The 22,053-nt window shown below is 34.4% G+C and carries 21 protein-coding genes; 18 read left to right on the top strand and 3 right to left on the bottom strand.

Going from position 1 to position 22,053, the window contains the following annotated elements:
- Positions 1 to 19 precede the first annotated feature (19 nt).
- Positions 20 to 538, bottom strand: coding sequence for a COG2426 family protein (locus tag J4O15_RS09325; protein WP_208100561.1), 519 nt, complete (start codon positions 536 to 538; stop codon positions 20 to 22).
- Between the two features lie 132 nt (positions 539 to 670).
- Here J4O15_RS09325 and J4O15_RS09320 point away from each other — a divergent pair, with 132 nt between their 5' ends.
- From J4O15_RS09320 to J4O15_RS09295, 6 genes are all read left to right on the top strand, one after another.
- A complete protein-coding gene (locus J4O15_RS09320) occupies positions 671 to 1,537 on the top strand; it encodes a patatin-like phospholipase family protein (protein ID WP_208100560.1) in 867 nt (288 codons plus the stop codon).
- Between the two features lie 77 nt (positions 1,538 to 1,614).
- Positions 1,615 to 2,607, top strand: coding sequence for an ABC transporter substrate-binding protein (locus J4O15_RS09315; protein WP_208100559.1), 993 nt, complete (start codon positions 1,615 to 1,617; stop codon positions 2,605 to 2,607).
- A gap of 168 nt (positions 2,608 to 2,775) precedes the next feature.
- Complete coding sequence (locus J4O15_RS09310) at positions 2,776 to 3,678, top strand: ABC transporter permease (protein ID WP_208100558.1); 903 nt, start codon at positions 2,776 to 2,778, stop codon at positions 3,676 to 3,678.
- Position 3,679: 1 nt separating this feature from the next.
- Positions 3,680 to 4,477: an ABC transporter ATP-binding protein gene (locus J4O15_RS09305; protein ID WP_208100557.1), complete on the top strand. Its 798-nt coding sequence runs from the start codon at positions 3,680 to 3,682 to the stop codon at positions 4,475 to 4,477.
- Between the two features lie 21 nt (positions 4,478 to 4,498).
- Positions 4,499 to 5,131 carry a cytidylate kinase-like family protein gene (locus J4O15_RS09300; RefSeq protein WP_009220864.1) on the top strand — a complete coding sequence of 211 codons (633 nt, stop codon included), beginning with the start codon at positions 4,499 to 4,501 and terminating at the stop codon, positions 5,129 to 5,131.
- A 1-nt stretch (position 5,132) separates the two neighbouring features.
- The gene (locus J4O15_RS09295) at positions 5,133 to 6,473 is read left to right on the top strand and encodes a citrate synthase (protein WP_009220865.1); all 1,341 of its coding nucleotides are present in this window, start codon (positions 5,133 to 5,135) and stop codon (positions 6,471 to 6,473) included.
- A gap of 19 nt (positions 6,474 to 6,492) precedes the next feature.
- Here the strand turns inward: J4O15_RS09295 and J4O15_RS09290 are convergent, their stop codons facing one another.
- On the bottom strand, positions 6,493 to 7,092 hold the full coding sequence (locus tag J4O15_RS09290; protein WP_208100556.1) for a hypothetical protein: 600 nt from the start codon (positions 7,090 to 7,092) through the stop codon (positions 6,493 to 6,495).
- Positions 7,093 to 7,169: 77 nt separating this feature from the next.
- Between J4O15_RS09290 and J4O15_RS09285 the strand changes: the two genes are divergently transcribed.
- The 8 genes from J4O15_RS09285 to J4O15_RS09250 all read left to right on the top strand — a co-directional run bounded on the left by J4O15_RS09285 (position 7,170) and on the right by J4O15_RS09250 (position 16,982).
- Complete coding sequence (locus J4O15_RS09285; RefSeq protein WP_208100555.1) at positions 7,170 to 8,852, top strand: DUF2142 domain-containing protein; 1,683 nt, start codon at positions 7,170 to 7,172, stop codon at positions 8,850 to 8,852.
- Positions 8,853 to 8,954: 102 nt separating this feature from the next.
- On the top strand, positions 8,955 to 10,622 hold the full coding sequence (locus J4O15_RS09280) for a DUF5722 domain-containing protein (protein WP_208100554.1): 1,668 nt from the start codon (positions 8,955 to 8,957) through the stop codon (positions 10,620 to 10,622).
- 135 nt (positions 10,623 to 10,757) lie between these two features.
- A complete protein-coding gene (locus J4O15_RS09275) occupies positions 10,758 to 11,552 on the top strand; it encodes a glycosyltransferase (protein WP_208100553.1) in 795 nt (264 codons plus the stop codon).
- 8 nt (positions 11,553 to 11,560) lie between these two features.
- Positions 11,561 to 13,438, top strand: coding sequence for a beta-carotene 15,15'-monooxygenase (locus J4O15_RS09270; protein WP_208100552.1), 1,878 nt, complete (start codon positions 11,561 to 11,563; stop codon positions 13,436 to 13,438).
- An 11-nt stretch (positions 13,439 to 13,449) separates the two neighbouring features.
- The gene (locus tag J4O15_RS09265) at positions 13,450 to 14,799 is read left to right on the top strand and encodes a hypothetical protein (protein WP_208100551.1); all 1,350 of its coding nucleotides are present in this window, start codon (positions 13,450 to 13,452) and stop codon (positions 14,797 to 14,799) included.
- Between the two features lie 98 nt (positions 14,800 to 14,897).
- Positions 14,898 to 15,743: a LicD family protein gene (locus J4O15_RS09260; protein WP_208100550.1), complete on the top strand. Its 846-nt coding sequence runs from the start codon at positions 14,898 to 14,900 to the stop codon at positions 15,741 to 15,743.
- Positions 15,736 to 16,680 (top strand): glycosyltransferase family 2 protein, encoded by a 945-nt coding sequence (locus J4O15_RS09255; protein ID WP_208100549.1) that lies wholly within the window; start codon positions 15,736 to 15,738, stop codon positions 16,678 to 16,680. Before J4O15_RS09260 ends, J4O15_RS09255 begins: the two co-directional genes overlap by 8 nt.
- A gap of 74 nt (positions 16,681 to 16,754) precedes the next feature.
- Complete coding sequence (locus tag J4O15_RS09250) at positions 16,755 to 16,982, top strand: helix-turn-helix domain-containing protein (protein ID WP_009220874.1); 228 nt, start codon at positions 16,755 to 16,757, stop codon at positions 16,980 to 16,982.
- On the opposite strand, the gene J4O15_RS09245 is transcribed toward J4O15_RS09250, so the two are convergent.
- Complete coding sequence (locus J4O15_RS09245) at positions 16,969 to 18,465, bottom strand: BCCT family transporter (RefSeq protein ID WP_208100548.1); 1,497 nt, start codon at positions 18,463 to 18,465, stop codon at positions 16,969 to 16,971. The genes J4O15_RS09250 and J4O15_RS09245 overlap by 14 nt on opposite strands.
- Before the next feature lie 214 nt (positions 18,466 to 18,679).
- On the opposite strand from J4O15_RS09245, the gene J4O15_RS09240 reads away from it, so the two are divergent.
- The 4 genes from J4O15_RS09240 (at position 18,680) to J4O15_RS09225 (ending at position 21,889) form a co-directional block, all read left to right on the top strand.
- On the top strand, positions 18,680 to 19,204 hold the full coding sequence (locus J4O15_RS09240; protein ID WP_208100547.1) for a hypothetical protein: 525 nt from the start codon (positions 18,680 to 18,682) through the stop codon (positions 19,202 to 19,204).
- Positions 19,204 to 20,166, top strand: coding sequence for a ComEC/Rec2 family competence protein (locus J4O15_RS09235; RefSeq protein WP_009220878.1), 963 nt, complete (start codon positions 19,204 to 19,206; stop codon positions 20,164 to 20,166). Before J4O15_RS09240 ends, J4O15_RS09235 begins: the two co-directional genes overlap by 1 nt.
- Before the next feature lie 119 nt (positions 20,167 to 20,285).
- Complete coding sequence (locus J4O15_RS09230) at positions 20,286 to 21,314, top strand: S66 family peptidase (protein ID WP_208100546.1); 1,029 nt, start codon at positions 20,286 to 20,288, stop codon at positions 21,312 to 21,314.
- 35 nt (positions 21,315 to 21,349) lie between these two features.
- Complete coding sequence (locus J4O15_RS09225; RefSeq protein ID WP_208100545.1) at positions 21,350 to 21,889, top strand: DUF1697 domain-containing protein; 540 nt, start codon at positions 21,350 to 21,352, stop codon at positions 21,887 to 21,889.
- Positions 21,890 to 22,053 lie beyond the last annotated feature (164 nt).

Genomic DNA, 22,053 nt, shown 5'->3' with positions numbered 1-22,053 from the left:
GAAAAAGGCGTTTTTTATTTTACACAACTTTTGATAAAAACCCGAAGGATATTATCATCATTATAATACTTGCCATTATCATTCCGAGGAATATTGCAAGAAATGCTTTTTTTCTGTCCATCTCAAGAAATGCGGCTATTATGGAACCTGTCCATGCACCCGTGCCGGGAAGCGGAATACCCACAAAAAGTACAAGTCCCCAGAAACCGTATTTTTCAATAGAACCCTTGTTTTTCATTATTTTCTTATGAAGGAATGAATGCATTTTATTAAAAAGTTTGAATCTTGATTTTTCCATAGCTTTTAATATTTTATTTATCAAGAGCAGTATAAAGGGAACGGGTATGATATTTCCTATAATTGCAATTATATAGCTTTCCACAGGTGGCAGCTCTAAAAGAGATGCCGCAATCAGTCCACCCCTGAGTTCAAGGATGGGCAGCATGGATATTATAAATACTACTAACTGCTTTCCAAAACTTAATGAGAGCAGTCCGCCCATCATTCCTATAAGTGTCTTAGCTAATTTTTCCGCCATAAAATACCTTTCATTTTAAATAATTTTGTATATGAATATATAATATTCTATTAATTATGCAATAGCATAGATTGTAACAGATTGAGTAATTACAATCAAGGTGTTAATATATTAAAATATGGAGGTAAGATTATGGAAATATTAAAGGGAGCATTATGTTTGGAGGGCGGATCTCTGAGAGGAATTTTTACTGCCGGAGTCTTGGATGCGCTTTTAGATAATAAATTATATATTGAATATGTCAACGGTGTTTCGGCAGGTTCAATGAACGGTATGAATTATATTTCAAGACAGAAGGGAAGATCCAAGAGAATAAACCTGAAGTATTTACATGATAAAAGATATATAAGCTATAAAAATATGCTTACAAAAAGGCAGATATTTAATTTTGATTTTTTATTTGATGAGATCTCAAATAAACTGGATTTGTTCGATAAAAAGTCTTTTTTTGACAATAATAAAAAATTTGAAGTAGTGGCTACAGATGTAAAAACAGGAGAAAGCGAATTTTTTGAAAAAAATAGTTGTAGTGATATTATCTCGGCTGTAAAAGCCTCCGCATCTATGCCGGTAATGTCAAAGATGGTAGAGGTGGATGGAAGAAAATATCTGGATGGAGGTATTTCTACATCAATAGCCTATAAAAGAGCCTTTGACCTGGGATATGAAAAGGCAATAGTAATACTTACAAGGGAAGACGGATATAGAAAAAAGCCTGTAAATAAGTTGGATGAAGCAATTTATAAAATGTATTTTAAACCGCTGCCTAATTTATTGGAAAAACTTATGACTGTGCCTGAAAGATATAATTTGATGCAGGAAGAGATGGATGAACTTCAAAAGGCAGGCAAGCTGCTTATAATAAGACCTCAAAAAAAGGTGGTGGTACATAGACTTGAAAGAAGTGCCGATAAGCTGGAGAATCTGTATAATGAAGGGTATAGGGAAGGATTAAAAAATATTGAAAATATAAGAAACTTTATTGCTTTAAAGTTTTAAGGTTTAAAGTCTTGACGCAATAAAACAGATATAGTATAATCCTTTGCATATCAGTAATATATGGAAGGAGAGAGTATATGAAAAAGAATATTTTGGCAATGGCAATGGTTATGCTTCTTGGGGTTAGCCTTATGGCATGCGGTTCTAAAGCAGACAATGTAAATACAGAAGCAGGAGAGACTTCTTCAGAGGTATCGGCAAATGCAAAAAAGATAGGTGTATTACAATATGTACAGCATCCCGCACTTGATAAGGCAAATGAAGGTTTTGTAGCTGCACTTGAGGAATCGGGAATTGAAGTAAGTATTGAGCAGCAAAATGCCGGAGGAGAGCAATCTGCGGCACAAACTATTGCAAATAAGCTTGTAAATGATAAGAAGGATTTGATTTTGGCAATCGCTACACCTGCAGCACAGGCGGTAGCAGGAGTTACATCAGATATTCCGGTGGTTATAACCGCAGTTACAGATCCTGCCGAATCAGGACTGGTTGAGAAAAATGATGCACCGGGTGGAAATGTTACGGGAAGTTCCGACCTTACACCTGTGGCTGATCAAATCGATCTTTTGACAAAGATTTTACCGGATGCTAAAAATGTGGGAATACTTTATTGCACAGCCGAGGCAAATTCAAAGTTGCAGGCGGATATTGCATTGAGTGCACTAAAAGATAAGGGACTTAACGGTGTGGAATATACTGTGTCAAGTTCAAATGAAATACAGACGGTTGTGGAGTCAATGGTTGGAAAGGTGGATGCAATATATGTACCTACCGATAATGTTATAGCTGCAGGTATGACAACAGTGGCTATGATTGCCACCACGGAACATCAGATTCCTATAATAGGAGCGGAATCCGCCCATGTTGAAAACGGTGCATTGGCAACATATGGAATCGATTATTTTGAGGTTGGAAAACTTGCAGGAGAGCAGGCTGTAGAGATACTCAAAGGCAAGTCTCCGGCGGAGCTTCCTATAGCTTATTTACCTAAGGATAAATGTAAGCTTACAATAAATGAAGAAGTGGCAAAAGAGCTTGGAATAGATGTATCAAATATTTCTATGAACTAGGCTTTTAAATAATAAATAAGACCGGTATATGCCGGTTTTATTTGTTATTTTAGAGATAATATAAAAAAATTGATTAAATCATTATTCTATATTATAGATTGCAGTTATTTTGGATATATTATAAAATAGTGAAAGCTTAAATATAGAATATAAAATACGGAGGTATAAATGTTTACAGCATTAGTGGGCGCCATTGCTCAAGGCATACTTTGGGGTGCAATGGTTCTTGGGGTATATATTACCTATAAATTACTTGATATAGCCGATTTGACGGCGGACGGAAGCTTTGCCTTCGGAGGCTGTGTATGTGCGGTAATGATTGTAAATTTTAAAATGAATCCTTTACTTGCACTTGTTTTTGCAACCTTTGCGGGTATGCTTGCAGGTTTTGTTACCGGAGCATTGCATACAATATTTGAAATACCCGCAATACTTGCAGGTATTCTTACACAGATATCTCTTTGGTCTATAAACCTTAGAGTAATGGGAAAGAGTAATATACCTCTTTTAAAGACAGATACAATTTTTTCATGGCTCACAGATGCTGCAGGTGTCGGTAATGCCGTATCGGGTGTTATAATCGGAGGTATTATTATAGTATTTATTATAATTATTTTATATTGGTTTTTTGGAACGGAGCTTGGTTCATCACTTAGAGCAACGGGAAATAATGAAGCAATGATTAGAGCTTTGGGAGTAAATACAGGTCATGCAAAACTGCTTGCTTTGATAATCAGTAACGGACTTATAGGACTTTCCGGAGGTCTTATAGTTCAGAGTCAGAAGTATGCGGATATCAATGCCGGAACAGGTGCTATTGTAATAGGGCTTGCCGCAATAGTTATAGGAGAGGTGGTAATCGGAAAAGTAATATCTTTCTGGATGAAACTTTTGGCAGCTGTTGTCGGCTCTATTGTCTACTTTGTTATAAGGAGTATTGTATTGCAGCTTGGCATGGACGCAAATGATATGAAGATGCTTTCGGCAATAATAGTTGCATTGGCACTTGCAGTACCGGTAATGAGTGCTAAAATAAAGGCAAACAGAGCCTATTCACCAAAGGGGGAATAAGATGTTAGAGATTTTAAATGTCAGTAAAACCTTTAATAAAGGTACTATAAATGAAAAGAAAGCTTTAAACAAATTATCCCTGCATCTAAATCCGGGTGATTTTGTAACAATAATCGGCGGAAACGGTGCGGGTAAGTCCACCATGCTGAATATGGTTGCCGGAGTATATCCTATTGACGGAGGCAGGATTATAATAGACGGAGTGGATATTTCCAGAATGCCTGAGTATAAGAGAGCAAAATATATCGGCAGAGTTTTTCAAGATCCTATGATGGGCACCAGTGCAGGAATGCAGATAGATGAAAATTTGGCTCTTGCTTTTAGAAGAGGGGATTCAAGGGGATTGTCCTGGGGTATTAAGAAGGCTGAAAAAGAGCTTTATAAGGAGATACTTGCAAAACTTGGACTTGGACTTCAGACCAGAATGACCTCAAAGGTTGGGCTTTTATCCGGAGGACAAAGACAGGCACTTACACTTTTGATGGCAACATTAAAAAAGCCCAAGCTTTTATTACTTGATGAGCATACAGCCGCACTTGATCCGCAGACTGCAAAGACCGTTTTAGATCTTACAAAGCAGATAGTGGATGAACAAAAGCTTACAGCAATGATGGTAACTCATAATATGAAGGATGCTCTGAGTATAGGAAACAGGCTTATAATGATGCATTCGGGAAGAGTTATTTATGATGTAAGCGGAGAGGAAAAGAAAAGTCTTAAGGTGGAGGATCTTTTAAGAAAGTTTGAAGAGGCAAGCGGCGGAGAGTTTGCCAATGACAGAATGATGTTAGCAAATTAGTACAACGAAACGGAGGGGACTATGGATAAGAAACTTATTATCACCATAAACAGAGAATATGGAAGCGGTGGAAGAATAATAGGGCAGAAACTGTCGGAGAAACTTGGAATACCATATTATGATGATGAAATAATAAAAATGGCATCCGAACATTCGGCTGTAGGAGAACAATACTTCAGAATGAATGATGAAAGGCCCGGCAATAATATATTACAAAGAATAATCGGTGGAATAAAAAATGCAAATAATAAGCCGTCCATAGGAGATGATATAGTTTCACCCGACAATCTTTTCAGATTTGAAAGTGAAGTTATCAGGGAATTGGTGGCAAATGAATCTTGTATATTGATAGGAAGATGCTCCAATTTTGTACTGAGTTCGGCAGGAGAAGAGGATTTTATATCACTCTTTGTATATGCCGACCTTTCCAAAAAAGTAGACAGAGTTATGGAAGTTGACGGAGTGGATGCCAAGGAGGCACTTAGAAGGGTGCAAAGAAATAACAGGATCAGAAAAGAGTATTATAAATATTATACCGGTGAAGAATGGGATGATATGACACATTATGATCTTCCGCTTAATACATCAAAGATAACACTTGATCAGGGTGTGGATCTGGTACTTGAATATTTAAAGATTAGAGGTAAAAAATAATATGATAGATAATCACAGCTTTTTGGCACAGGAATTCGGTAAGAGCCAAAACTATAATGAAATCAAAAACAGCCTTTTTAGCGAATACAATGTTAAAAAAGGACTTAGAAATGAAGACGGGACAGGAGTAAGAGTAGGGCTTACAAAGGTATCGGATGTAGTTGGCTATGATATAGTAGACGGTGTAAAAACAAATGTTGACGGTAAATTATACTATAGAGGATATAGCTTAAACGATCTGGTAAACGGCAGTGCCAAATCCACCAGGGGCTATGAGGAAGTAATGTTTTTACTTTTATTCGGTTTCCTGCCAAATAAAATGGAACTTGATAATTTCTCAAAGGCATTCAGAAGTATGTATACTTTGCCGAATGATTTTTTCGAGAGTGTTTTATTAAGAAATCCGGGCAAAAATTTGATGAATGTGCTTCAAAATGCTGTGTTAACTCTCTATAATTATGATGACGAACCTGATAATGTGGATGTATACTCCACATTAGTTAAGGGGCTTAGAATATCGGCATTTTTACCTGTGATTATGTGTTATGCTTATCAGGCAAAGAGACATTGCTTTTATAATGACAGCCTTATAATACATTATCCTGATGCCAAGCTGTCAATGGCTGAAAACATCTTGCAAATGCTAAGAGTTGATCAGAAATTTTCAAAAAATGAGGCTGCACTCCTTGATACAATACTCGTTTTACATGCGGATCATGGCGGCGGAAACAACTCAACATTTACCAATGTGGTGGTATCATCCACAGGCACTGATATTTATTCCACTATAGCCGCATCCATAGGTTCGTTAAAAGGACCAAAGCATGGCGGTGCAAATATCTCGGTTGTAAAGATGATGCAGGCAATTAAGGATGAAATAGGAATAACCACAGATGAGAAAAAAATAAGAAATATTGCAAACAGACTGCTTGATAAAGATTTCTTTGATTGCAGCGGATTGGTATATGGATTCGGACATGCGGTTTATACTATAACAGATCCGAGAGCGGAACTTTTAAGAGAATACTGTGAGAGTGTGGCAAAGGATAAGGGAAGACTTGAGGAATATCATTTCTATGAGGAATTTGAAAAGACTGTAAAAAAGGTCGTGTTTGAAAGAAAGGGAAATACTATTTCTTCAAATGTAGATTTGTATTCAGGTTTTGCCTATGATATGCTTGGAATCCCTGAGGATTTATATACCCCATTATTTGTTATAGCAAGAAATATAGGCTGGGTGGCACATAATGTGGAAAACAAATTATATGACGGTAGAATAATGAGACCTGCAACCAAGTATGTGGGAGAGTTACACGAATATATCTCATTTAAAGACAGATAAAAAGAGGCCTGTGGCCTCTTTATTTCTTTTTGGAATTATTTTTAGAATCACTCTCAAGGATATCATCTATTTTCTGTGCGAGATCTTTCTTGTCTTCATCAGAATCCATCTCATAGAACTCAACTTCTATATCCGAATCGATATCACTTTCCTTTTCATCAGGTCTTTTATCCGATTTTTCGATTTTTTCTTTAGCCTTTTCGATAATAGGTGTAGCGGCGGCTTTAGCCTTATCTACAACAGGCTCAACGCTTGATTTAGCCTTTTTAAAGATAGGCTTTGCGCTGTCCTTTGCCACATCACCGGCAGCTGAAACATTGTCGCTTATAATGCTTGCCACATCCTTAAGCATTTCCTTGGCTGCACTTGCCATACCCTTTGCGCTGTTTGCAGTGTCCTTTGCAGCTGTAACAAACTCGTCTGTAGTTGACTTAAGAGCTGTATATTTTCTATTGATAGGGGCATCATTTCTTTTACTTTCAGGAATCTCTGATTCAAATTCCTTGAACTCACCCTCTAATTCTTTCTGATATTCTTTATACTTTAGCATATATGACACTCCGGCTGCCGCAGCACCTGCAACAGTTGCTAAAAACATTAATTTTTTTAAACCTGCCATAATATCCTCCTTTACAATATTGGTAATTACAGTGTAATATCTATTTATAAAAAGTACAAGCATTATTTGGAGAGTTTATGAAAAAAATACTATGTTTATCGATTTATATACCGGGATTTATTATAATTGCGTATATTCAAAGTTTGTATGTAAAAATGGGGACACTAAATACCGGGGATTCATTTTTAAATAGTATATATCTTATTTTAACGGTGACATTTTTTATTGTTTTACTGCTTTCAGGTATATATTTGGGTTTCACAAAACTTAGTCTTGTAAAAATATATCCTGTAGTAATGCTTATATTGGGACTTGCTTATATGTTTGTATTTCCTGTTATGTCCGCACCGGATGAGATAGCACATTTTATTTCAGCCTATAAAATTTCAAATAAGATTTTGGGAGAGCAGGCAACGGTAAAAGACGGTCATGTGATAGTAAGAGCAAGAGATTTATGGATTGAAGATGTAGACGGTGAGTATACTTTTGATGAAAAAAAGAGTATGGAAGAGGGAGTTTTGATACCGAATGGAGGAAGTTATGGGAAAATTATTTCAAGCAAACTGGAAGAGGCTTCTTATAAAGTTTTTTATGGGGAAGGGAATAGTCGCAGCAATAATAATTATATTAGTTTTAGCGGGAAAGATTATAAAAAGGCCCAGTCATTACATTCACCTGTAAATACAATACCGAGTGTATATTTTTTGCCGGCTCTGGGCATCAGTATAGGCAGAGTCTTAAATCTTAATACTTTATATCTTGTGTTTTTTGGAAGAATGGCAAATCTGCTTTTATTTATAGTACTTGGAACTTTGGGAATATATTTTCTTCCAAAATTTAAAGAGTTTGTTTTTTTGGTTAGCCTGCTTCCCACCACATTGGAATTGGCATCATCATATTCATATGATGCGGTCATGATTTCAAGTATGATTTTTTTAGTATCCTATGTTTTTTATCTTGTACATGAAAAAAGCAGCTTTAATATAAAGGATTTGATTATAATATCAATTATTGCGGGATTTGTACTGCCATGTAAGATGGTATATTTTCCGGTTTTATTGCTGCTTTTTACAATACCTATGTATAAATTTAAGCTTAGAGGAGAGGTTGACGGCAAAATAAAAAAAGAAAATGCCATATTTTATCTTTTTAGTGCGACTGTGGTGCTTTTATCATGGGTATTTGCAATGTATCTGATAAACAGGTCTGCTGTAATCGGATATTCAACCGGAAGTACCTCAAGTCTTGAGTGGGCGGGAGAGGAAAGCTATACAATAAGTTATTTATTACATAATAAATTTAAGGCAGTAAAGCTTTTTTATAATACTATAATTTTGCAGCTTGAATACTATCATCAAACAATGCTTGGGTTTTATATGGGGCATGCGGATGAAGTAATAGGAATACCATATATAGGATTTTTGGCACTCAATATAGGTTTGATACTTTCACTTTTTGGAGACGGGGAGGAGATATTTCTTACAGCCAAAGAAAAGATACTTAGCAGCATCAGTATGCTCTTTGTTATTTTTCTTGTGCTGTTGTCTATGCTTATTGCATGGACTCCGATAAGTTCCGAGTTTATTAAGGGAGTCAGCGGAAGATATTTTATTCCTATATTATTGCCCATACTGTTGATATTAAAAAATAATAAGATAATAATAAAAAATGATATAAGAAGAAATATTATATTGCTGTTTATCTTTATAAATACTGTATCCTTACTGAAAATATTTAGTACGGTGTGTATAAGATTGTAATAAAAACCAATCGGAGACTTACTATGTAAATAACAAAACCGTAAAAAAAAATTAACAAAGGATTTTGTTAAATAAGTTATAATACATAAAGAAGGAGGCAAGATGAAGAAGAAAAATTTAATAAAACTGGCGTCTGCATTTGCTATTGTAACAATGTTGGGATTTGGAATACATAATAAGGCATATGCCCTCGGTGCAACATCAAGCATTGAATCGGTAGTAATCGGTGCAGATAAGGCAACAGTTGACATTACTATGAACAATTCAGGAGATATGGCAGGAACCGACGGCAATTTTTATCTTTTCGAATTACAGCCGTATGAGGACGGGATAGGAAGCAGAAGCGATTATCTTGAGAAGATAAGTGCCGGAAATGTTAAAAAATCATATCAGTTGAATAAGGGCATTGCAAACAGCAGATTGTATAACAGCTATGTGGTAGCGGTATTTGACGGAATAAAATATATTGAAGTAAGTCCGCCTAAGTATATTACAAATCCTGAGGCGATTGCGGGTAATAACGATGCATATAAGACACAGGCATCTAAGAAGGGATTGCAAATCGAGCTGAAAATGCTTGATGACGCTTTTAATCTTGGAGTAAAGCATGCATCTACAAATATTGCCTTCAATCAAATACTCGGTAACGGTATTGATTATAATTATAATGGCAAAACATACCATTTTAATAAGGCTGTTGTAGAAAGCTATGATAAGACAATAAGTGCATTTTCCGGAAAGGATATGACTGTTACGGCTATTATTCTAAACGGATATAATGAGGCACATCCTGAGCTTATGTATCCGAATATGCCAAGAAGAGACAGTATATTCTACTATATGTTTAATGCATCATCAAAAGAGGGTGCGGAGACTACAGAGGCTATAGCTTCTTTCCTGGCTGAAAGATATAATGGAAAAGACAATAAGCATGGCAAGGTTTCCAATTGGATAATAGGAAATGAGATAAATAACCAGCAGTGGAATTATGTTGGTGATATGGATGTAAGAAGTTATACCAAAAGATATGAGAAGGCATTCAGAATATTCTATAATGCAATCAAATCAACTTCTTCCACAGACAGAGTATTTTATTCATTGGACTATAACTGGAATAATGAAATAAACAATAAAAATAAATATGGCGGAAAGCAGATTGTAGACTATTTTAATTCTCTTGTGCTTGAGCATGGAGATATTGACTGGGGACTTGCATATCACCCGTATCCGGCACCTATGACGGAGCCCGAGTTCTGGGATGACGGCGAGAAGACAGGATGGATAAAGGATAATTTTGATTCTCCTGTAATAAATTTTGCAAATCTGAATAAGCTTACAGATTATTTTGCACAGGATGCGCTTAAAAAGCATGACGGTTCCGTAAGACATATAATGCTTACAGAGGAGGGCTTTACAGCTACAAATCCTGAAAGAGGTAATATAGAGAATGAGCAGGCTGCGGCATTTGCATATTCATATTATCTGGTGGATTCAAATCCGTATATTGAAGCATATATATTAAGCCGCCAGGTGGATGCGCCTCTTGAGGTAAGACATGGACTTTCTTTCGGACTTTGGACCTGCAGCATGAATGTCGGTGATGATATTCAGGCGGTATCCAAAAGAAAGCTGTGGACAGTATTCAGATATATTGATAAGTCCAAATACACTCTTGAAAATACCGATTTTGCAAAGAGTATCCTTGGTATAAGCAAGTGGCAGGAGCTGGTTCCAAACTTTAAGTGGACCGCACAGGAAAACAGAAGATAATTTTACTTAAAAAATCTATGAAAAGGGGAAATAACTTTTCATAGATTTTTTATTATTCTGTGTGCTGATGCAATAATATGCTTTTCATGTTATAATGGAATTCATTATAAATTAAACAGTAAAGACGGAGTCATTATGAAACATACATTTGTTATTTGTGCATATAAGGAATCGAAATTTCTGGAAAACTGTATAAAATCTTTGAAGGGACAGAATGTAAAATCCGATATAAGGATTGCTACATCCACACCAAATGAGTATATCTATAATCTCGCAAACAAATATAATATAAAGGTCTATGTAAATGAGGGCAAAAAGCCTGAGAATGTGTCAAATATCGGATTTGACTGGCAATTTGCCTATAATATTGCAAATACGCCTCTCGTGACCATTGCACATCAGGATGATATTTATTTAAAAAATTACACGGCAGATTTACTGAAGTACAAAAAGAAATATCCTGATATGACGGTTTTTACCACTTCATCAATTACATTAAAAAACGGTAGGATAAGGAAGCTTGGTAAGGTGGAAATTATAAAAAAGATACTTAGATTGCCTCTTAGATGTAATGCTCTAAATAATATATCTTTTATAAAAAAACTCTCAATAACTTTTGGTAACCCGATAATAGCGCCAAGCTGTGCTTATGATAAAAGATTATGTCCAAAGGATCTTTTTTTATCTGATTTTAAGTTTGCACTGGATTGGGAATGCCTTTTAAAGTTGTCACAGACAGAGGGCAGATTTGTACTGTCTGAAAAGCCGGGAATATGTTACAGGATACATGACGGTGCCACCACCAAAAAGAGTATAATGGATAATTCAAGGCAGAAGGAGGAGAGCATAATGTTTGACAGATTGCTGCCAAAGCCGATTGCAGGTATTTATAAAAAGATGTATCAAAATTCATATAAATCTTATTTTTAGGGGGATATATGGCACTGATTAAAGTTGAAGAAAAATATGATTATCTAAAGGACGTTTTACTCTCAATACTCTTAATATGTATAGCTTTTGTAGTAAATACAGGTATAAGTATAAAGGGGCTTTATCAGGATGATTTGCTGATGTGGTCCACAAGAAGAGGTGTGGGATTTTTAAAATATGTATTTCCCGATAAAATGAGAAAGTTCAGACCTGTATACTGGGTAGTTGCATGGATATATCAGGGGATTTTAAAGAATAATCTTGCAGTAATTGTTCCGATAAATATTATTATAGGTGCAGGTATTGCAATAGGAGTATATTTTTTTGCAAAGAGTCTGTCAAAGTCAAGGGGTATATCCTTTACTTTGTCGGCTATGTTTTTGGTGTCAAGATTTTCTTATTATAATATAGGACAGTATCTAGGTGTGATGGAGGCGATGGCAATAATATTTGCCGTTTCAATGCTGTATTTTTTATATGGTTATATCAATGGGAAAAATAATTTATATTATTATTATGCCTGTATATTTTTCTTTATAAACTGTTTTACACATGAAAGATTTATTGTGCTTTTCCCGATGTTGTTATTTGCAGTATTTGTAAAAGAATATAAAAGACTTTTTAAAGGCGGTCTTTTAGCAACTTTAGTAAATACTTTTTTGGCAATCGCAGTTTTTATACTTACTATAGGTATAAGATTTATAGCTTTAAAATCCTTTGTACCGGAGGGCACGGGAGGTTCAAAGGTCAGTAAAACTTTTAAAATAACGGAGTTTTTTGCAGCCCTAAAGACTGAGGTTTTATATATTCTCGGTATAAATACAGGACCGGATTATCTAAACGGAATAAGATTTATGGATGTAAATATTTTTATAAAGCTTATTATTTTTATAGGAATACTTGGATTTATAGCTTTCCTGCTTAAATTTATATTTCATATTATTAAATACAGAAAAAATACCGAATCAGGACTTATAAAAAATATATTACTGTTTTTAGGATTTATTATAGGAAGTATTGTGTCCTCAGCCGTTACTATAAGAGTGGAGATGAGATGGATATATGCGCCGTATTTATTCACACTTTTATTGACAGCATATATTTATGGTGTTGATAAAAAAATATTTGTGATAAAGTCAAAAAACAAAAAAATAGGAACATCTTTAAGCAGAATATTCCATATATCTTTTTCAACCGTGGTATTTTTTTTGATATGGGCATTTTGTATGATAATGTCCGATATATACTATAGAGGGCATTATGATAAAATTCATATTTTTTCAGGACAGCACAGGGCAAATTCTCTTGCACAGGAGACTTATTATAAATATGGCAGGAATTTAAGCAATAAAAGAATATATATAATAAAAAATGATTTTAAGCTGAGTTCATTTGATGCAAGGGAGTTTTTTAGAGCCTTGGAGCCTGATATCAGAGAGGATATAGTAACATTTATTGATAATTACAGAGAGATAGGTCAGGTAGATGAGGATATGATAGTTTTATCCGAAGACCTGAAAAATAAAGAATATATAAATGTAACGGATTTTTTGAGAAATATAAAGGTTGAAAACATATATGGACATTATACCGACGGTTGGACTGATGAAGAGGGAAGATTTAATGTAATGTCCGGAGAAAAAGGTCAGATACATTTTGAAATTATGTATCCGGGAGAGCTTGAGGGAGATGAACAGATAGAGATTGAGGTCAATGGCAAAAAAGAGACTTTATATCTTGTTTCAAATATATCATATTATGATATAGAGACCACTCCTAATACTGTGATACCGATACATATGAAGAGCAATTTTTATATGCCTGATGCTTTGGAGCAAAGAGGCGAAAAGAAATTGAGTTTTATTTTAAATATTAAAATAGAGTAGCGGGAGAGCAAATGAAGAAATTTTTAGCGTTTTTTCTGCCTGTTTTAGGGGCGATATATTTGAGTGCATATATAAGAAGTGCGGTACTGGATGTGGTTTATACAGATTATATGAGGATTATAAACACCTATCTTTATCATCCTTTTTCACCTGCTCTTTATTTTAGGAAGGATACACTTACAAGACTGCCTATAACATATTTTGAGAGAATGATAAATATAAAATTTTTTAATTATTCCACCATGTTTGATATGCATCTGGGTATTATTTTTCTTGCTATGATGGGTATTATAATAGGCATATTTATGGCAAAGAGGAATTTTAAGCTTGTATATTTTATTCTGGTTATGATGATTGTATTTTCACTTTCACAGTGGGAGATGATTACCAACGGAACGGGATGGGTACATTTTTTTGCATTTTTCTTTTTTGTACTGCATTTTTATATACTGGATTCATATATGCAAAGGGAAACAAAAACAAAGCTCATATTGAATATTATATTACCTGTATTTACAATATTATTTGCGGCAGGTTCATATTCACTTGCCTACGGGGCGACTTTGACAGTTGCCTATATTTTCTATGCCATATATAAAAAAAGAGCCAAAATATCACTCTTTGCCATACCTGTGATAATTGCCACCGCAATGTTTATGTATTCATATATATATTCGGATAAGGTAAATGCAGGGGCTACAACAGAGAGTATAGTGACGGTTTTTGGCAGAGATCCGATGTACTTTCTCTTATTTGGATTAAATACCTTTGCTTCCGATATTTTAAGTATAGAAATAGTAAATGAATTTAATATAAATATTTTTATTACATGTATTATCGGTGTTGTAGTTATAGTATTTTATATATTTGCTCTATATCTTAACTTTAAATATAAGATATATGAAAAGACCGCTTTTCCTTTATTATTGCTGGTATCGGGGCTTTTCAGTCATATTATGGTTATACTCACACGCTGGATATTTTTACATCCTTTATATGCGATGAGTTCAAGATATGCTCTGCAATTCGGGGCGGGGCTTATAGGTGTGATATTGACCTTCGGATGGGCTAAGACCTATTTAAAAAATCCGCAAGGGGAAAGAATTTCGACATTTTCAAAAGTCGCTATTTCCTGTTTTGTACTGATGGTTTTTGCCGGAAATATAGCCACAGCGGGAAATGAAGTAAGAATGGCAAAGTATCGTCTTGAGAGCTTTGAAATTAAGATGGAAGTTGCAAAGAACTTTGAAAATGAGAGTGATGAAACTCTAAAAACCGTTTTGCAATATCATAGTCCGAAGAAAATAAGGGAAGCACTTAGCCTTATTAAGTCTAAGAAGTTAAATATTTTTGCAGAGTAATGGGAATATTTTATTATCCTGTTGATTTGTATACTGTAAAAAGTGTAAAATAGTACGGTTAATATTTAATATAAATATTTGTAAAGAGAGGCTTATCAATGGATAATTCTTATGGAATGTTGGCTTTGCAAAAGGCAAATCTATATATTTTACAGGAAATAGACAGAATATGTACAAAATATAAAATAAATTACACATTGGACTCCGGCACATTGCTGGGTGCCATCAGACATGGAGGTTTTATACCCTGGGATGATGATGCCGATATTGCAATGACAAGAGCAAATTTTGAAGCTTTTAAAAAGATTGTAAAAAGGGAGTTATCGGATAAACTGGAATTTATCATGCCTGATGATTTTCAAGGCGGAAAGGTATTTTATGATTTTACTCCCAGAATAATATATAAGCCCAGCAGCAGATATAAAAAAGAAGATAAAAAGGATCCCTATGAGGGTAAACTGAATCATCTTTGGGTGGACATATTTATTATAGATAAACTGCCAAGGGCGAGGGCGTTAAAGAAGTTTACATTATTTATTCAAAAGCTGGTATATCTGTTTTCAATGGGGCATAGAAAAAAGCTTGATTTTAAAAAGTATAAGGGAACAATGAAAATTGTAATACTACTTTTTTCAATATTTGGAAAAGTAATACCTATGAAATGTCTGTTCGGCATACAGGATAGAATCTCAAAATTATTTTACAGAGGCAGAAAAAATAATGACTGCTATTACAGCAATTATCAGCCTGATTATATTGATATAGAAGTAAGTAAAAAATGGTATGAAAAGTATATAAGGATTCAGTTTGAAGATACTACTCTGTCTATTATAGATGAATATGAGAGTGTATTGCAGCTTGTATATGGAGACTATATGACATTGCCGCCAAAATCTGAGAGAGTACCTACGCATGGAAGTACGGAGATAGAAGTATATGAGTAAGAAGATTTCAATTATCGTATCCGTATACAATGAGGAGGAAGTTTTATTTGAGTTTTACAGAGAAACAATAAAGGTTCTTCTTTTAATTGACAATCCGTATGAAATAATATTCGTAAATGACGGAAGTATGGATGGTTCAAGAAGTATATTGTTTAAAATTGCAAAAGATGATGAGAATGTAAAGGTGGTACATTTCTCAAGGAATTTCGGACATGAAGCAGCCATGATTGCCGGTATAGACCATGCAGAGGGGGATTATCTTGTATGTATGGATGCAGATTTGCAACATCCGCCCACATTATTACCGGAGATAATCAGGAAGTTTGAAGCAGGCTTTGATATAATAAATATGGTGAGAACTGTAAATAAATCAGCCGGAATTATAAAAAATATAACATCCTCGGCATTTTATAAGATTATAAACAGATTGAGTGATATGAAGCTTGTAAGCAATGCCTCCGATTTTTTCGGAATCTCAAAAAGAGTTGCGGATGTTTTAAGAAACAGATACAGGGAAAAGACCAGATTTTTAAGAGGTTATGTACAGAATGTGGGCTTTAATACCACCAATATAGATTATGAGGCGGGTAAGAGATTTGCCGGAGAAAGTAAGTATTCTATAAAAAAGCTGTTTAGATTTTCTATAAACACTATAATGACATTTTCAAATCTGCCTTTAAAGCTTGGAATGTATGCAGGAGGAATGGCGGCTTTTTTGGCAATAATAATGATGATATATACGGTTATATCATTTTTAAGGGTGGGCACGCCCAGCGGATATGCGACCATTATATGTCTGATTTGTTTTATGTTTTCGGTACTTTTCTTTATTGTAGGAATCATAGGAGAGTATCTGGGGATTATATTGGCGGAGATAAAAGACCGCCCGATATATATAGTTGAAGAGAAGATTAATTTTAATAAAAAAGAGCTGTAAATACGGCTCTTTTTTTGGTAGAATATAGATATATTTCTAAACTTATATTTCTGATTTCTAAAGACGGAGTAAATATGAATATATCACAGGCAATTTCTAAAAGAGTTATTTTATTATGTTATGAAAAGGATTTGACAGTCTATGAATTATCAAAAAAATCAGGAGTTCCCAAAACTACTATAAAGGATATAATCTCAGGCAGAAGTAAAAATCCCGGTGTTTTAAGTATAGAAAAACTCGCCACAGGATTTTCCATATCCATGGGCGAGTTTTGGAATCATGAGATATTTAATTTCCACTAAGATACATATCGGCATCCTTAAAGAAGGATATTATAAGCAGAATCATTATAATACCTATGGGGAATGCCGCAATGATGGATACTGTCTGTAAGTTTGACATGGAATTATCCGAAAAGATAAGTCCGATAGGAAGAAGTATTAAAAGTATTGACCAGTAAAGCTTTATTTTTTTTGAAGGCTCCTTATTGTCAAGACTTTTATATGAATAAGCTGCGGCTACAAGGGTTATAGAGTCAAAAGTTGTGGCATAAAAAGTGATCATTGTAAGTATCAAAAGTATCATGGCTATAAAGGGAAGCGGAAGTGTTGAGATTATCTCGCCTATAGTAAAATACAGATTTTGACTCTCATTATATATTTTAACCAAATCAAGCTGACCGAAAACATTTAAAGCTATCCCGTAATTCCCAAGTATTATAAAGGATATAAACGTTCCCGAAAGCCCGAATATATATCCGCCGAGTATGACCTCTTTTATAGTTCTGCCTCTTGAAATACTGCCTATAAAAAACGGAGTTGCTACACACCATACCATCCAATAAGCCCAGTAAAATACCGTCCAGTCCTGTGCAAAGCTTGACTTGCCGGAGGAGTCTATATATGTGGCAAGAGAGAAGAAATTATTTATAAGATTGCCCACAGAGCTAAATCCAAGTTCAAGTATAAACTTTCCATGTCCGCCGCCAAAAAAAACATATATTAAAAGTGCAAAGAACAGATAGGTACAGCAGGATGCCAGCTTTGATACCCCGTCAATACCGAGATATGCGCATGCCGAATAAATAATACAGGTGACAAGTAAAATAGTTATGGTAAGTATATTATTATTCGGAATAGAGAATAATCTTGCTACTGTCTGTGATAAAAGAGGTGTAGCTAAAGAAAAAGTTGTGGCTGTACCTGCAATCAGTGCAAATACCGCTATCAAATCAACTATTTTGCCAAATAAACCGTCAACATGTGAACCCATAAGCACTCTAAGACCTTCGGAATACTTCGCTCTGTTTCTTTTTCTTACATGAAGCATAAAGCCGAAGCAGGATGCCAATACCACATAAAATCCCCATGGAATAGGTCCCCAGTGAAACAGAGGATATGTGGCTGACCAGAGTGTGGTATCACCGAGAGAACTTATTCTATCCTCATTTGCATAGAGCATCCATTCGCATAGTGAATAAAATAATATATCTGCGGCAAGACCTGCGGTGAACATCATAGTTCCCCAAGCAAAGTTGGAATGTTCTTTCTTACCGCTTCCAAGCTTTATATTTCCGTACTTTGAAAAAGCAATATATAAAGACAATAAAAAAATGAACAATCCGAATATAAGATAAAAAATCCCAAGGCTGTTATTAAGATAAGCTCTGATAACACCCATTATATGCCCTGCCTGCACAGGAAATATAAAAAAAAGTAATACCAATGACATCACAAGTAAAAAGGGAACTATAGTGACAAAATAATCAATACCTGATTTTTTCATAATATCCATCCTCTCTATGTTCAAAAATCTATTTATATCTTCAATATTGAACATAATAACATCTTTACAAAAGTATTTCAAGATATAAACATATATATTTCCAGATATAAAAAAAATCTTAAAAAATAAGGAATAATGAAAAAAAGACTACAAAAAACAAAACCCTTTGATATAATAAGAAAGTTAGTAAATGTCTAGGGAAAGGTATTCACATATGATTAAGACAAGAAGACATATTATAGGATTTATTTCTATAATATTTGCCTTATCCGCAGGAGCCTGTGGAAATTCGGATATTGTTCGTAAGGAGGCAGACGAACCTGTATTTGAAACACGGAAAAATATAACACTCGACTGGACTCAAATAAGAAATGACGCAGAGGAACAGTTTAATGATAAGACTCTTTATCCCATGAGTGATTATATTGATATGGCTTTTAAGTCTGATGAGAATAAGGTACTGCTGATATGGTCATTATCAAATGATATAAGTGATAATGAGGCATTGGAATATGGTAATGAATATATAAGAGCTATAAATGACTATGCTGTTACCCAGGATTTTTCTATAGAGAAATCAAGTGAAAAATCATATGGTGGACTTTTTAAGAAGTATGACCTTGAGATACAGCTTTTTAGAGAGGATGATATAATGGAAAACTCCAGGTATATTGTGAATCAGGTTATAAAGGCAGGGACTGATACTAACTTAGAATTACAAAATAAAAAGGGGGAATAATGAAACTTCTAAAAAAAATCTTAATGGCATCATTATGTTCGCTGATGATAGCAAGTACAAGTATAACTGCGTATGCAGGTGTTGTAGGTAAAAGTTCATCAAGATATCCTAAGGTAGTTGAGGGTGCAACCACAGCCGCAGATACTTACCTAAACGGTGCGGAAATACATATGTTAAGCTCATCTACAAGAAGCCAGATGATGAGTTTTGTCATTAAGACAAAGAACGGTAAACTTATAGTTGTGGACGGAGGACTTCCTGAAGATGCACCACATTTGGTTGAAACTATAAAGAGTTTCGGAACAGAAGTAAGTGCATGGATTTTGTCTCATCCTCACAGTGACCATGGCGGAGCTTTCGCAAAGATTGCGGAGAATGGATTTGAAGGTTTGCAGATAGATGCATTCTATTACAATATAAGAGAGCAGGCATGGTATGATAAGTTTGAAAGCCATAGAGCAGGTATGGTAAATACCATCAGAAACGCTATTGCAAAATTACCGGCAGGCGTATCACATATGACAAGCAAGGGCGAAGTATATTATGTGGACGGTATAGCTATACATGTACTCAATAATCCTTACTGGATAGAGTCAAATTCTATCAACAATTCATCTGTAGTTTTCAGATTGGACTTTGACAATGGTACCAGAGTATTATTCTTAGGAGATATGGGACCACAGGCAGGAGAGTCTTTAAAAGCTGAAGTACCTGCATCGGAGTTAAAAGCTGATATTGTTCAGATGGCTCACCATGGTCAGTACGGTGTAAACAAAGATGTTTATGAGCTTATTGCACCGAAGGTAGCTATGTGGAATGCTCCCGGATGGCTCTGGGACAATGACGGAGGCTCAGGATACAATACAGGAAACTATAAGACTCTTGAGGTAAGAGCCTGGATGGATGAGATCGGTACAAAAACAAATTATGTTATAAAAGATGGCGATCAGACCATTAAATAATTTATTTAGAGTCAGGATAACTAAATATTAAATTATCTACCCGATATCAAAATTGATGATTCAATGGAGATATCGGGTATTTGTTTATTATAGATTATTATCAGTATATAGAGGTGTTTATGGTAAAGAAAATAGGAATAGTCAGTTTGTCAAGCGGTATTTTAGGGGAGATCTTTATAAGGCATGAACTTAAAATAGGTGTGGAAAGATTAAATAAATATGGTATAGAGGTTGAATTTTTGCCTAATGCATTAAAAGGTATGGAATTTATAAAAGAACATCCTGAGAGTAGAGCCAAAGATTTAATTAAAGCTTTTAAAGATGATTCTATTGATATGATTTTATGTGCAATAGGAGGAGAAGACACATACAGGCTTTTGCCCTATCTGTTTGGAAATAATGAGCTTAAAATGGCTGTTAAACAAAAAATATTCTTAGGATTTTCCAATACTACTATAAATCACTTGATGCTGAATAAAGTCGGTATAAAAACATTTTACGGACAGGCATTTTTACCTGATATATGTGAGCTATCAAATGAAATGTTGCCATATACAAAAAGATATTTTGAAGAGCTTATAACAACAGGAAAAATAAAAGAAGTTCGTCCAAGTGATTTTTGGTACAAGGAAAGAGAAGATTTCAGTGAGAGTGCTGTCGGAGTCAATATGAAAAAGTATGAGAATACCGGATTTGAATTACTTTGCGGCAAATCGGTGTTTAAAGGTAAGATTTTAGGTGGTTGCATCGATTCAATCTATGATATATTTGATAATTCAAGATTTGGGGATACGGTATCTATTTATAAAAAATATAATTTGTTCCCAAAGCTTGAGGATTGGAAGAATAAAATTTTATTATTGGAGACAAGTGAAAATAGACCTGAACCGAAACTCTATAGAAAGATGATAGTAGCATTAAAAGAGTATGGAATATTTGATGTGCTCTCGGGTGTTTTGGTTGGAAAGCCTCAAGATGAGATATATTATGATGAGTATAAGAAAATTTTACTTGAGGAAACCGCCGGTAAAGACTTATCCGTTGTTTATAATATAAATATCGGACATGCAACCCCAAGATGTATTATTCCTTTTGGAGTTGAAGCACAGGTTAATGTGGATAAACAGGTGATTACTTTTAGTGATTAAATTTAAGTATGATGAATTTTAATAAAGGAGAGTAGATGAGATATATACTTTTATTAAGAGGAATAAATGTAGGTGGAAAAAATAAAGTATCTATGAGTGAATTAAAGGAAGCTTTGTCAAATGAGGGCTTTATAGATGTTGATTCTTATATCAACAGCGGAAATTTATTTTTCAGCAGTGAAGAAAGTTATGAGAGTTGTATCAAAAAGGTAGAACAATTATTGGAGAATAATTATGACTTCAATATTCCATTTGTTTTATTAAAAAAGGACGAGTATTTAAAAGAAAAAGTGGGACTGCCTAATTGGTGGAATGGGGAATTTGCAAGAAGAGATGTTATTTTTATACCGAGACAAATTGATAAATCAATCATTATAGACTTTATAAATGAGTCGGAATTTTATAATGAAATAGTCTATATAGGTGAGAATGCGATATTCTGGGGGAAATATGATGAGGCACAATATTTGAAGTCCACCTATCATAAAAAGCTTATGAAGCAGGATTTTTATAAATCTGTTACTGTCAGAAATGGAAAGACATTTGAAAAGATAGCAGAGATTCTGGGAAAATAGTATGTATATAAACATAATAATTTTTGCTTTATGAATGTGTATGATTTGATGGGATAAAATTGAATTATTTAATAATTAAAACAATTATTATTTAGTATACAAAAACTTGCACTTAAAACTTTATGTAAATTTACAGATTGTGAAATACTGATTGCTATGATATT

The sequence above is a fragment of the Lachnoanaerobaculum sp. Marseille-Q4761 genome, assembly GCF_017565785.1.
Taxonomy (GTDB): Bacteria; Bacillota; Clostridia; order Lachnospirales; family Lachnospiraceae; genus Lachnoanaerobaculum.
This window is presented reverse-complemented; position numbering and strand designations above follow the sequence as displayed.